Annotated in this window: 22 protein-coding genes and 1 pseudogene; 12 read left to right on the top strand and 11 right to left on the bottom strand. The window is 60.1% G+C overall.

Translation table 11 applies throughout. The features are described from left to right. Positions 1-16: 16 nt before the first annotated feature. The 4 genes from CLR77_RS06075 to CLR77_RS20425 all read right to left on the bottom strand — a co-directional run bounded on the left by CLR77_RS06075 (position 17) and on the right by CLR77_RS20425 (position 2,892). Entirely contained in the window at positions 17-1,243 is a 1,227-nt protein-coding gene (locus CLR77_RS06075) for an ABC transporter substrate-binding protein (protein WP_097459747.1), read from the bottom strand. Positions 1,244-1,311: 68 nt separating this feature from the next. Continuing rightward, positions 1,312-2,028, bottom strand: coding sequence for an ABC transporter ATP-binding protein (locus CLR77_RS06080; protein WP_097459748.1), 717 nt, complete (start codon positions 2,026-2,028; stop codon positions 1,312-1,314). After that, positions 2,021-2,773, bottom strand: a complete 753-nt coding sequence (locus CLR77_RS06085; protein WP_097459749.1) for an ABC transporter ATP-binding protein — start codon at positions 2,771-2,773, stop codon at positions 2,021-2,023. The genes CLR77_RS06080 and CLR77_RS06085 overlap by 8 nt, the downstream gene beginning before the upstream one ends. Next, the gene (locus CLR77_RS20425; protein ID WP_264754677.1) at positions 2,770-2,892 is read right to left on the bottom strand and encodes a hypothetical protein; all 123 of its coding nucleotides are present in this window, start codon (positions 2,890-2,892) and stop codon (positions 2,770-2,772) included. Before CLR77_RS20425 ends, CLR77_RS06085 begins: the two co-directional genes overlap by 4 nt. A gap of 341 nt (positions 2,893-3,233) precedes the next feature. Here CLR77_RS20425 and CLR77_RS06090 point away from each other — a divergent pair, with 341 nt between their 5' ends. Then, entirely contained in the window at positions 3,234-3,674 is a 441-nt protein-coding gene (locus CLR77_RS06090) for a VOC family protein (RefSeq protein WP_097459750.1), read from the top strand. 22 nt (positions 3,675-3,696) lie between these two features. Here CLR77_RS06090 and CLR77_RS06095 read toward each other — a convergent pair whose 3' ends face one another. From CLR77_RS06095 to CLR77_RS06105, 3 genes are all read right to left on the bottom strand, one after another. Beyond that, complete coding sequence (locus CLR77_RS06095) at positions 3,697-4,722, bottom strand: class I fructose-bisphosphate aldolase (RefSeq protein ID WP_097459751.1); 1,026 nt, start codon at positions 4,720-4,722, stop codon at positions 3,697-3,699. Between the two features lie 59 nt (positions 4,723-4,781). Next, entirely contained in the window at positions 4,782-5,072 is a 291-nt protein-coding gene (locus tag CLR77_RS06100; protein WP_097459752.1) for a DUF2934 domain-containing protein, read from the bottom strand. A gap of 204 nt (positions 5,073-5,276) precedes the next feature. Continuing rightward, on the bottom strand, positions 5,277-6,263 hold the full coding sequence (locus CLR77_RS06105; RefSeq protein WP_097459753.1) for an NAD(P)H-quinone oxidoreductase: 987 nt from the start codon (positions 6,261-6,263) through the stop codon (positions 5,277-5,279). Positions 6,264-6,586: 323 nt separating this feature from the next. On the opposite strand from CLR77_RS06105, the gene tpx reads away from it, so the two are divergent. The 5 genes from tpx (at position 6,587) to CLR77_RS06130 (ending at position 11,478) form a co-directional block, all read left to right on the top strand. Then, a complete protein-coding gene (tpx, locus tag CLR77_RS06110; protein WP_097459754.1) occupies positions 6,587-7,087 on the top strand; it encodes a thiol peroxidase in 501 nt (166 codons plus the stop codon). Positions 7,088-7,278: 191 nt separating this feature from the next. Then, a complete protein-coding gene (locus CLR77_RS06115; RefSeq protein WP_097459755.1) occupies positions 7,279-7,698 on the top strand; it encodes a rubrerythrin family protein in 420 nt (139 codons plus the stop codon). Positions 7,699-7,842: 144 nt separating this feature from the next. Further along, positions 7,843-9,183, top strand: coding sequence for a heterodisulfide reductase-related iron-sulfur binding cluster (locus CLR77_RS06120; protein WP_097459756.1), 1,341 nt, complete (start codon positions 7,843-7,845; stop codon positions 9,181-9,183). 10 nt (positions 9,184-9,193) lie between these two features. Then, the gene (locus CLR77_RS06125) at positions 9,194-9,781 is read left to right on the top strand and encodes a DUF3501 family protein (protein WP_097459757.1); all 588 of its coding nucleotides are present in this window, start codon (positions 9,194-9,196) and stop codon (positions 9,779-9,781) included. Positions 9,782-9,951: 170 nt separating this feature from the next. Then, positions 9,952-11,478 carry an acetyl-CoA hydrolase/transferase family protein gene (locus tag CLR77_RS06130; protein ID WP_097459758.1) on the top strand — a complete coding sequence of 509 codons (1,527 nt, stop codon included), beginning with the start codon at positions 9,952-9,954 and terminating at the stop codon, positions 11,476-11,478. 59 nt (positions 11,479-11,537) lie between these two features. Here CLR77_RS06130 and CLR77_RS06135 read toward each other — a convergent pair whose 3' ends face one another. Continuing rightward, a complete protein-coding gene (locus tag CLR77_RS06135; RefSeq protein WP_097459759.1) occupies positions 11,538-13,019 on the bottom strand; it encodes a DUF945 family protein in 1,482 nt (493 codons plus the stop codon). 240 nt (positions 13,020-13,259) lie between these two features. Between CLR77_RS06135 and CLR77_RS06140 the strand changes: the two genes are divergently transcribed. The 4 genes from CLR77_RS06140 (at position 13,260) to CLR77_RS06150 (ending at position 17,819) form a co-directional block, all read left to right on the top strand. Further along, entirely contained in the window at positions 13,260-14,150 is an 891-nt protein-coding gene (locus CLR77_RS06140; RefSeq protein WP_097459760.1) for a patatin-like phospholipase family protein, read from the top strand. Between the two features lie 87 nt (positions 14,151-14,237). Further along, positions 14,238-14,369 (top strand): hypothetical protein, encoded by a 132-nt coding sequence (locus tag CLR77_RS20430; RefSeq protein WP_264754678.1) that lies wholly within the window; start codon positions 14,238-14,240, stop codon positions 14,367-14,369. A gap of 158 nt (positions 14,370-14,527) precedes the next feature. Further along, entirely contained in the window at positions 14,528-15,973 is a 1,446-nt protein-coding gene (locus CLR77_RS06145) for an HDOD domain-containing protein (protein WP_097459761.1), read from the top strand. A gap of 253 nt (positions 15,974-16,226) precedes the next feature. Continuing rightward, positions 16,227-17,819 carry a methyl-accepting chemotaxis protein gene (locus CLR77_RS06150; protein ID WP_158227131.1) on the top strand — a complete coding sequence of 531 codons (1,593 nt, stop codon included), beginning with the start codon at positions 16,227-16,229 and terminating at the stop codon, positions 17,817-17,819. A 17-nt stretch (positions 17,820-17,836) separates the two neighbouring features. Here the strand turns inward: CLR77_RS06150 and CLR77_RS20435 are convergent, their stop codons facing one another. Together CLR77_RS20435 and CLR77_RS06155 are read right to left on the bottom strand one after the other, a co-directional pair. Beyond that, positions 17,837-17,968, bottom strand: a complete 132-nt coding sequence (locus tag CLR77_RS20435) for a hypothetical protein (RefSeq protein WP_264754679.1) — start codon at positions 17,966-17,968, stop codon at positions 17,837-17,839. Positions 17,969-18,115: 147 nt separating this feature from the next. Beyond that, the gene (locus tag CLR77_RS06155; RefSeq protein ID WP_097459763.1) at positions 18,116-18,457 is read right to left on the bottom strand and encodes a hypothetical protein; all 342 of its coding nucleotides are present in this window, start codon (positions 18,455-18,457) and stop codon (positions 18,116-18,118) included. Positions 18,458-18,630: 173 nt separating this feature from the next. On the opposite strand from CLR77_RS06155, the pseudogene CLR77_RS20585 reads away from it, so the two are divergent. Both CLR77_RS20585 and CLR77_RS20500 read left to right on the top strand, forming a co-directional pair. Beyond that, positions 18,631-18,808 (top strand): annotated as a pseudogene (locus tag CLR77_RS20585) (sigma 54-interacting transcriptional regulator); the annotation flags it as partial. Beyond that, a complete protein-coding gene (locus tag CLR77_RS20500) occupies positions 18,797-19,162 on the top strand; it encodes a sigma 54-interacting transcriptional regulator (protein WP_454786171.1) in 366 nt (121 codons plus the stop codon). The pseudogene CLR77_RS20585 and the gene CLR77_RS20500, both read left to right, overlap by 12 nt. Before the next feature lie 40 nt (positions 19,163-19,202). On the opposite strand, the gene CLR77_RS06165 is transcribed toward CLR77_RS20500, so the two are convergent. Then, entirely contained in the window at positions 19,203-21,185 is a 1,983-nt protein-coding gene (locus CLR77_RS06165; protein WP_097459899.1) for a TRAP transporter permease, read from the bottom strand. Positions 21,186-21,380: the final 195 nt, after the last annotated feature.

The raw sequence follows: 21,380 nt of genomic DNA on the forward strand, positions 1-21,380 counted from the left end.
GTGACTTCTTCACCAATTATTTCTTGACCAGTTTGCAGGAACCCTGGGCCAGGCTCATATAGGCCTTGTCTCCGGGGATCGTTGCCTCGACCTTGAGCAGATCCCAGCCATGACCGACATTGGGATTGAACTCCTTGGGACTCTTCACCTTGACAAGGTACATATCGTGGACGTTCAGGCCGTCGGCACGGATATGGCCCACTGAGCCGAAGAAGTCGATCTTCATCTTGCCCAGCTCTGCACGGACAGCATCGGCATTGTCGGTACCCGCTGCCTTGACCGCTTTGAGGTAGTTCAGGACAGCCGAATAGACGCCTGCCTGATCCATGGTCGGCATTTTGCCGAACTTGGCATAGAAGGCATTGCCGAACTTCCGCGAGGCATCATTGCGATCCCAGTAGTAACCGGTAGTGAACTGCAGACCCTTGGCGGTATCCAGTCCCAGGCTCTTGACGTCGCTGATGAACACCAGCATGCCCGCCAGCTGCTGCCCTTTTTGCACGATGCCGAATTCATTGGCCTGCTTGATGGCGTTGATGGTGTCGGCACCGGCATTCGCCAGGCCGATAACTTTGGCTCCTGATCCCTGTGCCTGGATCAGGTAAGACGAGAAGTCGCTGGTGCCCAACGGCGCCTGGACGGCACCCTTGATTTCACCGCCCAGCGATTTGACGATGGTTTCGGTGTTGTTCTGCAACGAATGACCGAACGCGTAGTCGGCGGTAATGAAATACCAGCTTGTGCCGCCGCCCTTCACTATCGCAGTGGCTGTGCCCACCGGCAGCGCATAGGTGTCATACAGGTAGTGAATGCCGTATTTGGTGCAGTCCTTGTTGGTCAGCGCGGTGGAACCGGCACCGGTGTTCATGGTGATGGTGTGCTTCTCCGACGCCAGCTTCTGCACGGCGATACCGACGGCAGAGTTGAGAATATCGGTGATCATGTCGACATGATCCTTGTCGATCCACTCGCGGGCGACGGCGGATCCCACGTCAGCCTTGTTCTGATGGTCGGCGGAAACAATCTTGATCGGCTTGCCGAGAACGGTGCCGCCGAAATCATGCACGGCCATCTCCGCTGCCACCACGGAACCTTTTCCACCAATGGCGGAATAGACACCGGACATATCGGACAGGACGCCGATCTTCACCTCACCATTGGAAATACCGGCGGCGTTGACTGGCGCTGTGACAGACAGCCCCAAGGCTGCGGCACAGGCCAGTGAACAGGCGAGCTTCTTCATGACGAATCTCCTCAGGTTTCCGTATGGATTTCTTGTTGTTGGAGGATCGAGCGCCGGTGCGCCGATCCCTACACGCTGAGATAACTGTTGATCTTTTCCATGTTCGCCTCCAGGTCCGCCGCCTCGATCATCTCCGCCACATGGCCGTGGTCCATGACGTAGTGGCGGTCTGCCAGGGGCGCGGCAAAACGGAAGTTCTGCTCGACCAGCACGATGGTGTAGCCGTTGTCCTTGAGCAACCGTATTGCCGTGCCCAGCCCCTGAACGATGACCGGCGCCAGGCCCTCGGTGATTTCATCGAGCAGCAGCAGGTTGGCACCGGTGCGCAGGATACGGGCCAGGGCCAGCATCTGCTGTTCGCCGCCCGAGAGACGGGTGCCAACACTCTTGCGGCGCTCCAGCAGGTTGGGAAACAGTTGGTAGATTTCGTCGACGCTCATACCGCCTGAGCGGATGCGCGGTGGCAGCAAAAGGTTCTCCTCAACCGTCAGGCTGGAGAAGATGCCGCGTTCTTCGGGGCAGTAGCCAATCCCCAGGCGGGCGATCTTGTGGGTCGCCTCACGCACGACTTCGCGACCGTTGACCATGATCGAACCGGTCCGTTTGCCCACCAGCCCGAGAATGGACTTCAGCGTCGTCGTGCGGCCCGAGCCGTTACGGCCCAGCAGGGTCACGACCTCGCCGCGTCTCACGGTCATGTCGATGCCATGCAGGATGTGGGAGTCCCCATAAAAAGCATGCAGATCCGAGATCCGCAGCAGTTCTTCACCGCGTCCGTCAGACATGTTCCACTCCCAGGTAGGCTTCCATGACCTCCGCGTTGGCGGAGACTTCGGCATATGTGCCTTCGGCCAGGACGGCCCCGCGCTGTAGCACGGTTATCCGGTCGGCCAGGGTGGAGACCACGCTCAGGTTGTGCTCGACCATGAGGATCGTGCGCTCCTGGCCCACCTTGCGGATCAGTTCGGTGGTCATGCCGACGTCTTCCGCCCCCATGCCCTGGGTCGGCTCGTCGAGCAGCATCAGTTCCGGGTCGAGGGCCAGCGTTGTGGCGATCTCCAGGGCCCGCTTGCGGCCATAGGCCAGTTCGACGGTGATGTTGTCGGCGAACCGGGAAAGGCCGACGGAGTCAAGCAGCGCCATGGCCTGATCGTTCAGGCGCGAAAGGATCTTGTCCGAACGCCAGAAGGCATAGGCCATACCCAGCTTGCGCTGGAGGGCGACGCGGACATTTTCCAGGACCGTCATATTGGGGAAAACCGCGGAAATCTGGAAAGAACGTACGATGCCGTGGTCAGCGATATCGGCCGGTGCCATGTGTGTGATATCGCGGCCATTGAACAGGATGGTGCCGGTGGTCGGCGGCAGGAACTTTGTCAGGAGATTGAAAACGGTGGTTTTACCTGCACCGTTAGGGCCGATCAGTGCATGGATATGTCCACGCTCGACGCTCAGATTGACGTCGCTGACCGCGGTAAAACCGCTGAATTCCTTGGTCAGGTTACGGGTTTGCAGGATAGATTCGCTCAACGTTGCTCTCCCGATGCAGAAGCCAGTGCATGAATACAGGTCTGCAACACCGCAATGCGGTTTCCGGACATGGGTCCGGTAGAGCGCAACACAACGACTCCGGCAACATCAGCAGGCATGGTGGCCTCCGAATTTATTATTTTTATCTGTTTTATCCGTCGTTTGTCATCGTCTCCCGAGAATCAGAGGAGGATGACCGTCGAACAACCGCTTCCGGCGGAGGTCATGGTCTAGCCGAGCGTAACTGTCTCACCACGCTCGGGGTAGTTCGACATTGGTATTAGACGCCAGGGAGATTTGATATACCAGTAGGGGGGTAAATATTCGGAAAAGGTTGAAAAAACGATGTGGTGAAAATAGGCCGTCGGGTTGCACCCGGCAGCTGTTGGGAGTATACCGCCATCATTCGTTGCCATATTGAGGGCAACGTGACAGTCACCGATACAACCGGAGGTTTCTCATGCAGTACCTGCATACGATGGTTCGCGTCGCCGACCTGGAAAAGTCGCTCCACTTTTACTGTGATTTGCTGGGATTGCAGGAAGTGAGCCGCTATGACAACGAGCAGGGGCGTTTCACGCTGATCTTCCTGGCCGCCCCGGAAGACGTCGAACGGGCGCGGCAGGACAAGGCGCCGACGGTGGAGCTGACCTATAACTGGGATCCGGAAGTCTATAGCGGCGGCCGCAACTTCGGCCACCTTGCCTACCGGGTCGACGATATCTATGCGCACTGTGCCCGGTTACAGGAAGGTGGGGTGACCATCAACCGGCCCCCGCGTGACGGCTATATGGCCTTCATCCGTTCGCCCGACAACGTGTCCATTGAGTTGTTGCAGAAAGGCGAGCCGCTGGCACCGCAAGAACCCTGGGCCAGCATGCCCAATACCGGCGAGTGGTAAGGCCGGAGTGTTACCGGCGGCCTCAGGCCGCCGGCTCCATGTCTTCCTCATAGTCGCCCATCGTGGCGGCGGCATTGAGTTTTGCCCGCAACTGGAAAGTCTGCTGCATGGCCTGGGCCTGCGCGGGCAAGCCCCGCCAGGTTTCCATGGCGGGCCCCTGTAAAGCACGGCTGAACGAGAACGACAACAGCCAGGGGGCGTTACCCTTGAGCCGGTTGATCGCATCCAGATTGGCGGTGGCTTCCGCTGGCGTCTGACCGCCCGACAGAAAGTTGATGCTGGGGACTGCCGCAGGCACCGTGCGTTTCAGTACCTGCAATGTGGCCTCTGCCACCTTGTGGGGTGTGGCGACCTCCCCATGCGCCTGCCCCGGCGTCACCATGCTGGGTTTGAGAATGAGGTACTCCAGCGCCACCCCATGCCGGCGTAATGCGTCGAAGACGCTTCCGAGCACGGCTTCGGACACTTCCGCACACCGTGCCAGTGAGTGATCGCCGTCGATTAACACTTCCGGCTCGACGATGGGGACGATGCCTTCGCTTTGGCAAACGGCGGCGTAACGCGCCAGCATTTCGGCATTGGCGGAGATCCCCAACGGTGTGGGATTGGTTTCGGTAATAGGATAGACCTCCCGCCACTTGGCAAAGCGGGCGCCCTGATCGCGAGCACTGCGCAGGCGTTCGGCCAGACCGTCGAGACCATAGGTGATCATGTCTCCCGGGGCATTGGGCAGCGGTCCTTTGCCCTTGTCCACCTTGATCCCGGGCACGATACCCTGTCGTGAGAGTACTTCCGGCAAGCTGATATCATGGTCATCGCGCTGGCCCAGCGTCTCCTCGAAGAGGATGACACCGGTCAGGTAGCGGGACAGCTCCGGTGTGCTGAACAGGAGGCTGCGATAAAGCCGCCGGTTTTCCTCGGTGGACTCTACGCCGACCGCCTTAAAGCGCTTGGCAATGGTGGGGTGGCTTTCATCGGCGGCCAGAATACCCTTGCCGGGGCATACCAACTGGTCGATGGTTTGCTGCAGTGACTGCGTCATATCCATAGTCTGGCCTCCATACTCCGCCATTGACTTCCAAGTGCTGTCGCGCCGGGGTAACGCGGTCAGTGACTGCGTTTGCTGTTGCTGCTTTTGGGCTTGGCGAGCAAGGCTTCGATTTCCGCTTCCGCTTCCAGCCAGTCGTTGACTTCACCACCGGGAGAGAAGCCCCGTCGTTCGGCGCGGTAAAAAGCGGCATCGGCAATCATGCGCCATCGCTGCTCTGCGGTAACGTTCGCTGCCGGTCGTGCCTTGGTGGCAGCCGCGCTGCCTTTAGCCGGAGCTTTTCGGGACGTTGCGGTGGTCTTCGCTGCGGTTTTTTTCGTCGTGCCTGATGTCGTGCGTTTCTCCGCCATGGTGGTCTCCTTGTGTGTCGCTGTTGACTGTGCCGACATCGAACGGGAGAAGATCGAAGAACCGAATGCTCGCACCTTCCCCGGCGAGTAACGGCCAGCATGCACTGCCCTCGCCGTCACCACCATGATGCAGGTCAAAACAACCTGCGAGCTTGTATTACAGCGTTATAAGGAGATGCCACGCCGGTGACGGCGTGGCACAGGCTATGGCAGCGTCAGAACGATCTTGCCGATATGGCCGCCGGCTTCGAGCATGGCGTGGGCCTCTGCCGCTTCCGCCAGCGGGAAGGTCTGGTGCAGGGCCGGTTTGACCTGTCCGGCTTCGATCCAGGGCCAGACATGCTGACGCAGGTCGGCAGCGATGAGACTTTTTTCTTCGGGCGTTCTCGCCCTGAGTGTGGCGGCCATCAGTGTCAGCCGCTTGCGCATGACCGGCATGAAATTTACTTTGACGTCGAAGCCGGCGACGAAGTTGAGGTTGATCAGGCGACCTTCCACAGCCAGGGCGTCGATGTTGCGGGTGACGTAGTCGCCGCCGATGATGTCCTGGATCACATCCACGCCCTTGCCACCGGTCTCCTCCTTCACCACGGCGACGAAGTCCTCGTCGTGGTAATCGATAACCCGGGTGGCGCCGAACTGGTGGCAGGCGGCCGTTTGACCATCCCGTTCCCGGGCAGTCGTCAATATCGGGCCGCAACCCTGGGCCTGGGCGAATTGCAGGGCCATGCTGCCGATCCCGCCCGTGCCGCCATGAATCAGCACCGATTCGCCGGGTTGCAGGCGTGCCCGCCGGAACAATGCGTCCCAGACGGTGAAAGCGGTTTCCGGAAGCGCCGCAGCGTGGATGAAATCCAGGCCGCGCGGCAGCGGCAATGTCGATGAGGCATAGGCAACGGCGTACTCCGCATAGCCGCCGCCGGCAAGCAATGCGCAGACCGGGTCGCCGACCTGGTACCCCGAAACATCCTCACCGAGTTCGGCAATCTGTCCGGCGACTTCGAGTCCCGGAATATCGGTGACTCCGGGCGGGGGTGGGTAGGCTCCCCGGCGCTGGAAGACATCCGGCATGTTGATGCCGGCGGCGGCGACCCGGATCAGGACTTGTCCCGGGCCGGGCTTGGGTTGGGGGCGGTCGGTCAGGGTCAGGACTTCTGGCCCGCCGGGACGTGCAATTTCAATCGCTTGCATGGTCGCATCCTGAGGTCTTTGGACATAGTGATGGTGTTCACCCTACCACCGACGGGCTTTTGCGGCGACTCCGGCGAACGACGAAAGCTTGTTCCTCGTCGCTTATACGCGTCGGAGGTGGTAAAGCGTCATGGTGAGACATCGATCCCGATGCGCGCTGTTGTCGTATAGGTTGGATGTGCAACTTGCCTGGGGGCGTGCAAACACCTTGCATCAATGGGATAGGGTCCTACAAGATGATCGTCGGGGACCGCTGGATGGATGTCATTGGCGGGGGCTCCGGGGCTGGTGCCCATTAACTCACAGGAATAGGAGTCGAATAGATGAGCCAAGTGACGCTCGGCGGGAGTCCCATCGAGATCGGTGGTCAATTTCCCGAGGTCGGTCAGTTAGCCGCACCCTTCACGCTGACTACAGCGGAACTCAGCGATGTCGGTCTTTCCCAGTACGCTGGCAAGCGTAAGGTGCTGAATATCATACCCAGTGTTGATACTGGTGTTTGTGCTGCGTCCACCCGAAAGTTCAATGAACGGGCGAGTGGTCTTGCCAATACGGTGGTGTTGGTGATTTCCGCTGACCTGCCGTTTGCGGCTGCCCGATTCTGTGGAGCGGAGGGGTTGGACAACGTTATTACCTTATCCACGTTCCGTCATCCCGCCTTCCTGCGGGATTATGGCGTTGCGATCGAGAGTGGTCCGTTGAAAGGTCTGTGCGCACGGGCCGTTGTCGTCCTCGATGAGAACGATAAGGTGATTTACACGCAGATGGTGCCGGAAATCAAAGAGGAGCCCGATTACGACGCGGCATTGGCTGTGCTGGGCTGAGAATGATGGTTTCCGATAGGTTCGGGCACAGCTTGCTGTGTTCCGGGCTTATCGGTACTGTACAAAAATAGATCAGCTCTATCGTTTGCATAACCATTTACAATTGGTGCAATGGCTGTCGGACTGACTAGTTTCGAAACGATGGGTTTCCGGACTCATTCAACAAGAGAACGATCAGGGGAGATGCCACGATGTCACTGAAAGGATCGCAAACCGAAGAGAACCTGAAAGAAGCGTTCGCGGGCGAGAGTCAGGCCAATCGGCGTTACCTGTATTTTGCCGCCAAGGCCGACGTCGAGGGATACAACGACGTCGCGGCCGTTTTCCGCTCCACCGCTGAAGGCGAGACCGGCCATGCCCATGGCCATCTCGAGTACCTGGAAGCTGTCGGTGACCCGGCCACGGGACTGCCGATAGGGGCAACCGATGCCAACCTCAAAGCCGCGATTGCCGGCGAAACCCACGAGTACACCGATATGTATCCGGGAATGGCCAAGACCGCCCGCGACGAGGGATTCGAGGAAATCGCCGACTGGTTCGAGACCCTGGCCAAGGCGGAACGCAGTCACGCCAACCGCTTCCAGAAGGCGCTGGATACACTGGACGCCTGATCCACCGGTAATGCTGTCCGGGCAGCGCTGGAGACGCAGTCGGGCAGGTGGCGGCAACGCCAGTCGTCCTGTTGAGTGCTCGTGTGAGGTTTCAGCGTTGTCCCTGGCCAGTTGAACTGCAAAGGATGAGTGCAGGGGGCGACTATGAGCTCGGAAAAGACACCACGGGAAGGCAGTCTGGAAGCGCCGACGCGCCACCCGCTTGAATGGACGTCTCCCGATTTTTACGATCCGGCGTCGCTCGATGCCGAGCTGGAACGGGTCTTTGAGATCTGTCACGGTTGTCGCCGCTGCGTCAATCTCTGCCAGTCCTTCCCCACCCTGTTCGACCTGGTCGATGAATCCTCCACAATGGAAGTCGATGGCGTCGCCAAGGCCGATTACATGAAAGTGGTCGACCAGTGTTATCTCTGCGACATGTGTTACATGACCAAGTGCCCTTACGTGCCGCCGCATGAATGGAATGTCGATTTTCCCCATTTGATGCTGCGCGCCAAGGCGGCCCGTTTCAAGCGCGAGGGCGCCTCGACCCGCGACCGCTGGCTGTCTGATACCGATAAGGTGGGGCGATTGGCGACGATTCCCGTAATCGATATCACCGTCAACGCCTTCAACGGCAATCCTGGTTTTCGCCATCTTCTGCAATCGGTGGCGGGTGTGCATGAGAAGGCACCGGTACCGCAGTATCACAGTCGCACCATGCGTCGGCGCCTGGGCGCTGCGCGCGCCTCGCTGACACCCTCGCCGGTCAACGGCACTACCGGCAAGGTGGCGTTGTTTGCCACCTGCTACGGCAATTACAACAGTCCTGAGCTGGGCGAGGATTTGTTTAAGGTCTTCCTGCACAACGATATTCAGATCGAATTGGTACCGAGCGAACGTTGTTGCGGTATGCCCAAGCTCGAGCTGGGTGATCTGGAAGCCGTTGCAGCGGCCAAGGCAGAGAATATCCCGATATTGGCGCAGCTGGTCGATCAGGGATATGACCTGATCGCGCCGGTGCCCTCCTGTGTCCTGATGTTCAAGCAGGAACTGCCGCTGATGTTCCCGGACGATGCGCAGGTGAAGAAGGTCCAGGCGGCGTTTTTCGACCCCTTCGAATACCTGTTCCTGCGACACAGGGGTGGTGCGCTCAAGACCGATTTCAAGCAGGGGTTGGGGGATATCAGCTATCACGTCGCGTGCCACCTGCGGGTGCAGAATATAGGCCTGAAAACCCGTGACGTGCTGGCGCTGGTTCCCGATACCCAGGTGCATGCCCAGGAGCGCTGTTCGGGCCATGACGGCACCTACGCCGTTAAGGTGGAAACCTACGAGAAGGCGGTGAAGATCGGGCGGCCGGTGGCGCGGAAGGTGGACGAACTCAAGGCCGATCATTTCGCCAGCGACTGTCCCATGGCGGCCACCCATATCGCTGCCATCGCCGAATCGGTGGAGCGGGCCGAGCACCCGATTTCGTTGCTACGCCAGGCATACGGCCTGTGAGGAGTCTTCGATGAAACCTTTGTCCCGTGCCGATCTCTGGTCGCTGGAGGATTATGCCGATCGGCGTGTGGCTTTCCGTCAGGAGGTCATGGCGCACAAGAAAAACCGTCAGGTGGCGCTGGGCGAGCACGCCCGGCTCTACTTTGAGGATCGGCTGACCATCCAATACCAGGTGCAGGAGATGCTGCGTGTTGAGCGCATCTTCGAAGGGGCCGCCATTCAGGAGGAACTGGATGCCTATAACCCTCTGATTCCCGATGGCCAGAACTGGAAGGCCACCTTCATGCTGGAATACGAGGATGTTGCAGAACGCAGGAAGGCGACCGCCACGCTGGTCGGCATCGAGGACCATCTGTGGGTGCGGGTCGCGGGCTTTGAGCCGGTCTATGCCATTGCCGATGAGGATATGGACAGGGACAGCGCCGACAGAACCTCCACGGTCCACTTTGTGCGCTTCGAACTCACCTCGCCGATGATCGCGGCCCTGAAGGAAGGCGCGGTGTTGGCGATGGGCATCGACCATCCGGCCTGTCCGTTGGAAACGGCCACTATTCCGCTGGCGGTGCGCCGGTCGTTGATCGAGGATCTCGAGTTGTAGTGGGTGCTGGCCCCACATTACGGGCGGATCGCCTTCTGCAATATTCGGTCATACAAAATCCCCTTTAATACCAAAGTCTTATATTTCATCGGTCATCCGCTTGTCACTATCGTGCCCCCCTTTTCTGCACAAAATGTGTTCACACAAGAACAACTCCGGAGGTGTTAAGGATGGCGGACCAACGTTGTCGGTTGCCGGGATGGCGTGACCGTGTCATGACCGCTGAACAGGCGGCCGAACTGATTCAAGACGGAATGACGGTCGGAATGAGCGGCTTTACCCGCGCCGGGGAAGCCAAGGCAGTGCCCGTGGCGCTGGCCAGGCGGGCGGCGGAAAACCCGTTTTCGATTACCCTGATGACCGGTGCCTCCTTGGGCAACGATCTGGATAAATTGCTGACCGAGGCCAATGTCCTGGCCCGTCGCATGCCGTTCCAGGTCGATACCACGCTGCGTCGCGCCATCAACGACGGCCGGGTGATGTTCATCGACCAGCACCTGTCGGAAACGGTGGAACTGCTACGCAACCAGCAGCTCGGCAAGATCGATGTGGCGGTGGTCGAGGCCTGCGCCATCACCGAAAGCGGCGGCATCGTCCCCACCACCTCGGTCGGCAACTCCGCCAGCTATGCGATCCTGGCCGAGAAGGTGATTGTCGAACTGAACCTGGCGGCGCCGGCCGGCCTGGAAGGCCTGCATGACATCTATATCCCCCAGATGCGCCCCAACCGTCAGCCGATCCCGGTCGTCGCGCCCGACAGCCGTATCGGCACTCCCTACATTCCCATCGACCCGGCGAAGATCGCGGCTATCGTGGTCACTGAAGGCAAGGACAGCCCGTCGACCGTCCTGCCGCCGGATGCCGAGACCCAACTGATTGCCGACCATCTGATTGCGTTCTTCGAAGGCGAAATCGCTGCGGGGCGTTTGACGCCATCGCTCCTGCCGCTGCAGGCAGGTATCGGTACCATGGCCAACGCGGTAATGAGCGGTTTGAAGGACGGTCCATTCGAGAATCTGAGCATGTACTCCGAGGTCCTTCAGGATTCGACCTTCGACCTGCTCGATAGCGGCAAACTGAATTTCGCCTCAGGTTCTTCCATGACACTGTCGCCCCAGCGCGCCGAGCAGGTACTGGGCAATCTGGATGTCTACCGCGACCGGTTGATGCTGCGTCCCCAGGAGCTGTCGAATCATCCGGGTATCGTCCGGCGCTTGGGTGTGATCGCGATCAACACCGCGCTGGAAGCCGATATCTACGGCAACGTGAACTCCACCCATGTCTGCGGTACGCGCATGATGAACGGGATTGGCGGCTCGGGCGACTTTGCCCGCAACAGTCAGCTGTCGATCTTCGTGACCAAGTCCGTGGCGAAGAGCGGCGATGTCTCCAGCTTCGTCCCCTTCGTCAGTCATATCGACCATACCGAACACGATGTGGATATCCTGGTGTCCGAGCACGGCCTGGCCGATCTGCGGGGGCTGGCGCCGCGGGAACGTGCCCGGGTCATTATCGACCGTTGCGCGGATCCGCTTTACAAGGAAGCATTGAACGCCTATTTCGAGGAGGCCTGCCAGCGTGGTGGCCATACACCGCACTGCCTGGAGAAGGCACTGTCGTGGCACCAGTCCCTTGAGACACGCGGCACCATGCGCGCTATGGCGGCACCGTTGATTGAGGGCGGTAACGTCGCCTGACCTTGCCGTCAAAATCGCTCAACCGGCGCCAGTGTCCTGCACCGGTTGAGCGCCCTGGATCAGGTGGGCGGCATATCGTGCCCGTTCAGCCTGAACTTTCCTTTGTCGAAAGACAGACTGAAACCGTAATTGCCGTTAGTGGTGTCCTTGGTCAGGAAGCCGTTGATCACCCAGGCATCGAACTGCTGACGCAGTGCCTGACGGGTCCGTGTCGCCACGGCATTGAACTGGTCGGCGGGGACGCCGCCGACGGTGGTGGCCATCTGCGCGGACGTGTCGCCAAATGCATTGATCAGCGCTGAAGGGATGACGCCGTTCGCGTGGGCCTGCAACTTGTCGAGAGCGAGTGCGGGGTTATCCTGCAGCGCCTTGGGTGCGACGGACTCCAGTCCGGGCCAGGCGGCATCCCCTTTCATTTCGGCGGTCGCCTTGCCCAGGCTGTAGCTGAATTCCTTCAGCGTCAGTTTTGCTGGCGCCAGGGCCGCGATCAGGACGCCCAGGGTTTTCGGCGGTATGGCCCGGAATTTTTCGGCGGGTGAGGCGTCATGCTTCCAGATCTTCTTCTCGCTGAGTTCACTGACTTCCCGGCTGAACTGTTCGACGTCGGCGGCCTGGATATCGTCGGCCCGCACCACGGCGCCGAAACGGCCAAAGCTGAGACCCTGAACCATCAGGTCCCCGCCTGTCACCTGGAATTCGGCGGCGAGTTTGCCGTCCTTGATACCACTGTTGCTGCTGAAACGGATGCTGTTGTATCGGGCATCCAGTATCTGGCCCCGGGCGTCGAGGCGATAGTCGACATCCTTGATGTCCGCTGCCATGGTGCCGGTCCAGAGATTGCCTTTCCAGCGCGTCTGCTCGCCCTGCATCGCGATGTTACCGATACCGATCAGCTCGCTCTTCATCATGCCTTTACTGTCGGCGGGTGCGTGCATGCCGCCCCAGTTGATCTGGTAGTTGTAGTGATCGCCACCCGCCCCGATATTGACGGTGGCATTCACGGGCGTCACTTTCCAGTCCTGCTTGTCTGCGGTGGATGCGGAGGGGTAAGCCTGTGTCGACGCCTTCAGGGTGACGCCGCCGGTCAGTGAGCCGAAGGTTTCGATTGTCACCGGGCTCTCGCTGCCTAATGCTTTCGCCAGGTTCTGCTCGGCTTCGGGGTTGTCCCGGAAGACCGTTTGCAGCCCGCAAGGGGCCTCTTTACCCGATGTCATGACGATGCGGGTGTCACCTTCGAACCAATGGCCGCGGAAAAGGGCCGTCAGGCCATGATTGACCTGGGTCTTGAGGTCGACACACATCAGGTCCTTACCGGATTTCGGGTCTGTGATGACGACCCGATCGATGGCTTCAGAGGTGGACCAGCCGCGCTGATACTGTTGTTGCGTGATCTTTGCCGGCGCACTCTGCTTGTGCAGGTAGGCGTTGATGTTATCGGTGTTGCCAAAGATGCGTTCGCCGGCGAAAGTTCCCGCCACATAAGGCTCTGCCCCGAGAGCGATGACGACGATACTGGCGCCGATCAGCAGTTTTTTGGTCATGTCAGGTCCTGGTTGTAGAGAGAATTTCCGTGAATCGCCCTGCCCGGGGCCTCGAAAATGGGCTCATGATATCGGCAAGGCCAGGACGGAACTTTACTGGCAACGCCAGATCATTGGAATGGTCTCGGGGATTTCTGTCCGGCGCTTTCTTGTCGGCGTCATTGCCTCTGGACGCCCGGAGGGCGAAAATCACCCGGGTCCCGAATCTATCCCAGCCGTGCCCAGCGAGGTGATGCCAGCATGCAGGATCTCTCTTCGATCAGGAATGTCGTCTTTGCCGGCGGCGGTAATCGCTGTTTCTGGCAGGCCGGCTTCTGGCAGGTCGTGGCACCTGCCACGGGGTTGGCGCCAAGCAGGGTAGCCTCGGTCAGTGCCGGCGCGGCGCTATCCTGCGCGATCCTGGCCGACTGTATCGACGATACCGTGGAAATCACCTGCGATGCGATCAGTCGTAATCCGCGTAACCAGTATTGGGGCAACCTTCTGCGGGCCGATCCGGTTTTCCCCCATGCTGCTATCTATCGACAGATCCTGTTACAGGTGATGGACGAAGCCGCTTTTAAACGTTTGCGCCAGGGGCCGGAAAACCGCATCGAAATCTCGCGGATTCCGTCCTGGTTGTCGCCGCGATGGGCAACTTTGGTGGGGATCGGCGCCTACCAGCTGGAAAAACAATGGCGTCACCCGGTGCATCCGACCTTTGGTCGGCGCCTGGGATTTCGGGCGGAATTCTTCAGCGCGGGTGACTGTGAAAGCCGTGAGCAGTTGGCGGACTTGATTCTCGCGTCGTCCTGCACGCCGCCGTTCACCCCCCTGAGTGTTTGGAAGCAGCAGGCTGCGCTTGATGGCGGGCTGGTCGATAACGTGCCGGTCGAAGGTGTTGGCGATGTGGAGTCCGAACAGTCGCCGACCCTGGTCCTGCTCACCCGGCCTTACCGAATGTTGCCGCAGGTGCCAGGACGGCATTACGTTCAGCCCTCGGAACCGCCCCCCGTATCCAGTTGGGATTACACCGATCCGGCAGGAATCCGGGCTGCCTATGCATTGGGTAAACGGGATGGCGAGGCGTTCCTCTCTAAAGCGGGCCGAGACTACGCTGAGCCCAAAACGGTTGCTGAGGCTTCACCCTGACGAGAAGCAAGGTTCGAGCAGGTTCTATACTGAGACGGCGTGACAGTTAGAACGATACATCCGCGCCATGACCCAAGGAGGCCCACCATGGCATCTGCCAAGAAACCCTTACCCGGCGAACACGGCGATTCGCTCGATTACCCGATGATCAACCGGTTCCTGATCAGCTTCGGCGTGGGACTGGTTATCGGGGTATTGCTGTTTACCCTGGTTTTCTGATTCGGCAGGTGAGCCCTGTGAAATTGCGGTGTGTTGTTCGGCAAGAATTCGAGATCTGTCTATCCTTGTAAGTTGATGAGCGTTTTGTGACGTGACGCTCGTTGCTCGGCAGGGATGTGCCAAATTTCAATAAAATATCAGGCACGCAGGACAACGCGATGACGAATCAACAGGGCCGGGCTCCCGCCAAAGGCTCAACCAGCGGTTGGGTGGATTACCTGAGCCGCGTCGAATTACCCGTATTGGCGCAAACGCTTAAAGAAATCAGCGAATTGACGGATAACAGCAACAGTACTGTCAACCAGCTGGCCGATGTCATTCTCAAGGACGCAGACCTCACTTCCCAGGTACTGCGTCTGTCCAACACCGTGTTCTACAACCAGACCCGCACCTCGGTCAGTACCGTTAGCCGGGCCATCACCCTGATCGGCTTCGACTCGGTCAAGGCCATGGCGATCTCTTCACTGGTTATCGATTCCCTGTTGACCAAGAATCCCCGGATTCACCTGTTGCGTTGTCTGGCCCGTGCGCTCCATGCCGCGGTTCAGGCCCGTTGCCTGTTGCCGAAATTGAGCGAGGAGCGCCGAGAGCAAGTCTTCATCGGTGCCTTGCTGAGCAACATCGGCGAAATGGCGTTTTGGTCCTGCCGGACACCGCAGGCAGACGAGTTGGATGCCCAGTTTCATCAGGAAGATGGTGCCGCGGCGCAGCGGCGGATTCTCGGTACGACCTTCGTGTCGATCACCCGTGGGCTGGCCGACGCGTGGAGCCTCGGTCCCTTCGTGAAGGATGTGGTTAGCGGCAGCTCGACCAATTCCGGTCCGGTGAGCCTGGTACGCAACGCCCTGATCCTGGTCGAAGCGGCCGAACAGGGGTGGCGCCATCCCGACGTTGATCGCGTGTTGGGCACCCTGTCCGAGCAACTGGGAGAATCCGTCGCCACCCTGCGGGACCAGGTTCGCCTGAATGCCAAGGAGGCGGCGAATATTGCCGTCACTTACGGCATGCGTCAGATTACCTCGCTGTTGCCGGACCAGGATGCCGACATGATGGTCGACGACAGCCTCCAGCCGCAGGGGGATCCGATCCTGCAGCTGCAGATCCTGCGTGAATTGTCGGCCCTGATGGTGGAAAAGCCGGATATCAACCTGGTGTTTCAGACGGTGGTCGAAGGTATTCACCGGGCCGTCGGGCTGGGGCGGGTGGCGTTGCTGATGCGAGAGCGCCAGCAGGGACGCTTCACCGCCCGTAAGGTCTTGGGCGACGGCAGTCATCATTGGCGTGAAAATCTCGTCGTCGAGACCGAGGCCGGGGACTTTCTGGCTGCGCTGAGCCGGTCGCGCCAGTCCTATGCCTTTGTCCCTGAGAAGGACCCCAACTTCAATGGTCTCGCTTTACCGGCGTTCGACCGTCATATCGGTCGGCGTCCAGGGCTCTTTGGTCCGCTTTTCGTGGGGGATCGCCTGGTCGCGATGATCTATGCCGACAATGGCGAACTTCCTCTGGTCGCCGGCGCGGACCAGTTTCAGGCGTTCTGCCACTTCGTCCAACAGGCACAGCTATGCCTGAACAGCCTCGCTGAGAACAAGCCGGGCCTTGGCTGATCGTTGCCAGGGTGCATTACCTACGTCATGCATTGTTAGCCGTTTCGCTAATGCCGATTGAGGGAAGTCGCTGGGCCAAAGCTTTACAATGAGCTTTGGCCGGAAATTGCAGTTGTAGTCGGCATGGGCGGCACTTTTCTTTTGCCCACCGATGAATCTGTCTGCGCGACGAACATCCGGCCCGCAATGGGCTTCGGGCGGCTGAGGAGTTGGCGAAATGTTGAAGCGGGTAACTGCAAGTATTAGGAACAAGATGCTGTTAACGACCGGCATTGGCACCTTCCTGGTCATTAGCGCCGCGATGATTGCCATGGCGACAGCGTGGCACGGCATTCAGGCGTATCAGGGCCTGTTGCACCATAATGTTGCCAACGAGCGCGAAGTAATGCAGTTGGGGCACGAGCTCGATTTGCAGTTGGCCGATTGGAGCCAGATTCTGTTGCTCGGCTCGGACCCTGGCAGGCGGGATTACGAAAAGCGCTTCTGGGCGCGATCCAAGTCGCTCGACAACGAGGCGACGAACATGCTTTCCAAGTTGTCCGACCCTCAGACGATCACCCTGATGAAGGCCTTCATCGCCGCCCACAAGAAGATGGATGCCGGCTACAAGGATGGCCTCAAGTTTTTCTATGACAGCGGTTTTAACGCCATCAGTGCCTATGCCGTGGTCACCGGGCTTAGTGACCCGGCTACGAAGGCGATGAAGGCCTTGCTGACACGCATGGAACAACATACGTCTGGCCAGGCCAAGGACACCCAGCGTATTACCATGCACCGTTTCATTGATTGCGTTGCCGCCATCCTGATCGCCGTTCTGGTGGCGTTCGTCGTCTTCCTCTGGCTGTTACGTCATAGCGTGACCCGGCCGGCGCAGGAGTTGGTCGAGGACTTGGCGCGTCTGGCCAACGGCGATTTTTCGCAGCCCGTGCGCCGTAGCACCCATGATGAACTGGGCCAGGTGGCAGGCAGTGCGCAGAAGATACAGCACGATCTCGGCCAACTGGTCTCTCGCATTTCTGACGTAGTGAGCCAGTTGGCGGCGGCGGCAGAACAGACGGCGACGGTGTCCGACCGTAACCGCGGGGCCGTCGTTGAGCAGCAGCAGGAAACCAGTGAAATTGCGACGGCGATGAACGAAATGGCGGCGACGGTGCAGGAAGTGGCGCAACATGCCGCGCGGGCGGCGGAAGCGGCGAACTCGGCTACGGCGGAATCCGATAACGGCAGCAGCGTTGTGGAGAAAGCGGTGGGCATGATCCGGCAGCTGGCCTCCCAGGTGGATACCGCAGCGCATGCCATGGAAGCCCTGGATCAGAAAAGTGTGGCGATCGGCAGCGTGTTGGAAGTGATCCGCGGCATTGCCGAGCAGACGAACCTGCTGGCGCTCAATGCCGCTATCGAAGCCGCCCGGGCCGGCGACCAGGGGCGCGGGTTTGCCGTGGTTGCCGAGGAGGTGCGCGCCCTGGCACAGCGCACGGCTGAGTCAACAGAAGAGATCCATCGCACCATCGAACAGTTGCAGCAGGAAAGCCGCAGTACGGTCGGCATGATGCAACAGGGTAAGGCGGTTGCGGGTGAGGCTGTTGGTCAGGCGCAGATGGCCGGAGAAGCGCTGGTTTCGATCAATAATTCCGTGGCCAGCATCAATGACATGAATATCCAGATTGCCAGCGCCGCCGAGGAACAGAGTGCCGTGGCCGAGGATATGAATCAGCGGATCGTCACGATAGCCTCGGTGGCGGATCAGAGTGCTGAAGCCGCTTCGGAGATCAGTCAGGCCAGTGGCGGCCTGGCGCGTATGGCGGAGGAGTTGCGCAGTATGGTCGGACGTTTCCGGATTGCCTGACAACAGGGGCGCTGCGTTCAGGGCGGTGACAGCAGGAAAGGATTGGACCCCAGCCACTCCCAGAGAGTACCCAGGCCAATCAGTGCCAGAATGATGGCCGATGCCAGCAGTGGGTGCGCCTTAATCCTATCCAGCCATTCCGAGTGCATTACGTGATCCTGAAGGTTTTGTCATCGATCACCGCAGTCTGAAGAGTGTCTGAGGGGCGCACAATAGTCTAAAACCGAACCATCGGGGGTTTTGCCGGCGGACGCCGGTGTCTACAGCACGTCCCTGTGCTGGCGGCGTCTTACACCTCAGACCGACAGGAAACGGCTGATGTGTGCGGCATCGATGTCCTCCCCCGCCGCTTCGTGCACGATGCGTCCCTTGTCGATCACCAACATCCTGTCCGCCACCGCGGTGGCAAAACTCAGTACCTGTTCGGACACCACGATACTCAGCTTTCGCAGCTTCTTGATCTCATTCAGCGTTTGCGCCAACTGCTTGATGATCGACGGCTGTATGCCTTCGGTCGGCTCGTAGAGCATCAGCAGCTCCGGGTCCTGGATCAGCAGCATGCCGATCTCCAGCCACTGTTTCTGGCCGTGACTGAGCAGGCCGGCACTGCGTTCCAGGTCCTCCACCAGGTAGATCATCTCTGCCACTTCGGCGACGCGCTGGCGGATCGCCGGTGTGCGCCGGAAAAACAGGCTGCCGAAGACAGTGCGGCCGTTGGGGGTAGGGCCGTTCCAGGTTCTGCCGCGCTGTCAGGTTCTCGTAGATGAAGAAGAGCCTGTCCCACGGCATCCTGGGTTCCAGCAAGGCGCTGATGGATGCCGTCCGTTCGGCGATCCAGGTGGCCAAGAGCGATGCTCCCGTGATGCTGTTGGGCGAGTCCGGCACCGGCAAGGAAAAGTGCGCGGATGATCCACCAGCAGAGCGACCAGCGCGAGAAACCTTTTATCTGCATCAATTGTGCGGCGATCCCGTCCGACCTGCCGGAATCGGAGCTATTCGGCCATTGGCGTGGGAGTTTTACCGGTGCGACCAACCACAACTACGGCCGTAACATGAGCCTTTCCGCCGAGGCACTCAAGGTGCTGGAACGATTCGATTGGCCAGGCAACATCCGGCAGTTGCAGAACGTGCTGGAGCGCACTGTGCTGGTGTCGGACGAGGAGTTTATTGCCGGCCAGCATATCCAGGAGGTCACCGCCAAGGAGAGCCGGGTTCACCTGCCTTCCCACAACGAAACGCATCGCCCACCCCTGATGCACCACACGGAATCGATGCCTGAGGCGGCCAACCAGGAACCCCTGCGTCAGCTCAGGTACCGCATCGACAAGCAGGGTTTGCAGTAGAGCGGTCCCGCCGGTCGGCCGGCGGGACAGGGAGGGGAGCTCAGACCAGGTGCTGTACCGGCTGCCGACGCCGGCTCAGCCCGTGACGAATAAGGAATATCGCCGCCAGGCAGAAACCGAGGGTATCGCTGTAGGGAATGACCGCGACCAGCAGAATGGCCGCAATCAATGCCAGGATCCGTTCGGACCACTTCAGCGGCACGTACAGGTAGCCGATGGACGCCGCGCCCCAGAGCCCGATGGCCAGCACGGCCTTGCCCACCAGGTATCCCGTGTCCGCCCAGGTTCCGCCCTGCATTACCAGGGCCGGGTGATAGACCGCCATATAGGGAATGACGAAACCGGCGATGGCAATCTGGGTGGCCTTGAAACCGATCTTCATCGGCGACGCCTTGGCAATGGAGGCCGCCGCAAAGGCAGCTAGCGCCACCGGCGGGGTCAGGTCAGCCATGATGCCGAAATAGAACACGAACAGGTGTGACACGATCAGCGGTACGCCGAGCTTGAGCAGGGCGGGCGCGGCGATCGAGCTGGTGATGATGTAGTTGGGAATGGTGGGAATGCCCATACCCAGGATCAGGCACACCAGCATCGTCAGCACCAGCGATGCGAACAGGCTGTGACTGCCGACGGCAATGATGAAACCGGCGAAGCTGGTGGCGACACCGGTCAGGGTGAGGATACCGACGATCACGCCGACCAGGGCACAGGCCATGCCCACCGGCACCGCATGACGGGCGCCGTTGATCAGGCTGGTGCGCATGATGTGGAGCGTTTTCCGGCCTCCCTTGACGAACAGGTTACCGAGCAGCAGCACGGCAATCAGACTGAGGATGGCCCAGATGCCCAGCTTGACGAAGGCGGCCGCGCCGAGACCGATGACGATCCAGAAAAAGATCCGGAACACGGTGGGGCCGATGGCCGCCGTCAGGGTGGCGCCCAGGATCAGTACTGCCGTCAGCGCAAGACCCGTCAGACCGGCGTACATGGGCGTGAAGCCCTCGAACAGCATGAAAACCAGGGCAGCCAGCGGCGCCAGCAGGTACCATCTCTCCCGCATGGCTTTCCAGGGATTGGGACACTGGTCCTTGTCCAGCCCGTGCAGGTTCCGGCGTCCGGCTTCCAGGTGGACCATCCAGAACGCCGTTGCGTAGTAGAGCACGGCAGGGATCAGCGCCGTCTTGCACACCTCGACGTAGGGGATGTTCAGCGTCTCGGCCATGATAAAGGCGACGGCGCCCATTACCGGCGGCATGATCTGCCCGCCCATGCTGGACGTCGCTTCCACGGCGGCGGCGAACACCGGGCTGTAACCGAAACGCTTCATCAGGGGAATCGTGAACTGGCCCACCGTCAGCACATTGGCGACGCCGGAACCGCTTATCGACCCCATCAGCCCGGAGGAAATTACGGCGACCTTGGCGGGGCCGCCGCGGCTCTGGCCGACGAACCCCAGCGCCAGGTTGTTGAACAGCTGGATCATGCCGGCCTGTTCGAGGAAGGCACCGAACAGGATGAACAGAAAGATATAGGTCGCCGATACCAGGGTCGGTATGCCGTAGATACCTTCCACTCCCAGATAGAGTTGGGACACGATCTGGTCATAGGCGTATGGCCTGTGTGCAAAATCGCCGGGCAGGTACTGACCGAAAAATCCGTAGGCCAGGAACAGCCCGCAGATCAGCGGAAGTGCCAGGCCCAGCACCCGTCGCGAGGCCTCGAAAACCAGCAGGATGACGACGGTGCCGACCACCAGGTCCGTGGTCGTCGGTGAGCCGGCCCGCTGAATCAGGTCGGCTTCGAAAATCCAGTGATAGAAACCCAGGGCAAAGCCGGTCAGCGCCAACGCGACGTCATACCACGGCAGCCGCTTCATCCGGCCGGACGACAGCATCGGGTAGATCAGGAAGGTCATCAGCAGGAGGAAGCCCACGTGTATCGAGCGGGTCACCTGGCTCGACAGCGGGCTGAACGCTGCAATCACCAACTGATAGAAAGAAAAAGTGAAGGCGCCGGTCATCATCAGCCAGCGGGCAATACCGGCGCCGGTTCGGAGATTGTCCGTCGGCTCGGCGGGTTCGGGGTGCGCCGCAACATCCAGTGCGTTCCCGTCGAGGGGCGTGCTGGCCGGTGCTTCGGGCTTTGGGTGTGCCATCGATAGTTACCTCGTCCTGTCAGTATCTCCGCCACCGGCTGGGCCGGCGGCGGAGAACGTCGC

Source organism: Mangrovitalea sediminis (assembly GCF_002514725.1).
In the GTDB taxonomy this organism is placed as follows: domain Bacteria; phylum Pseudomonadota; class Gammaproteobacteria; order Pseudomonadales; family Oleiphilaceae; genus Mangrovitalea; species Mangrovitalea sediminis.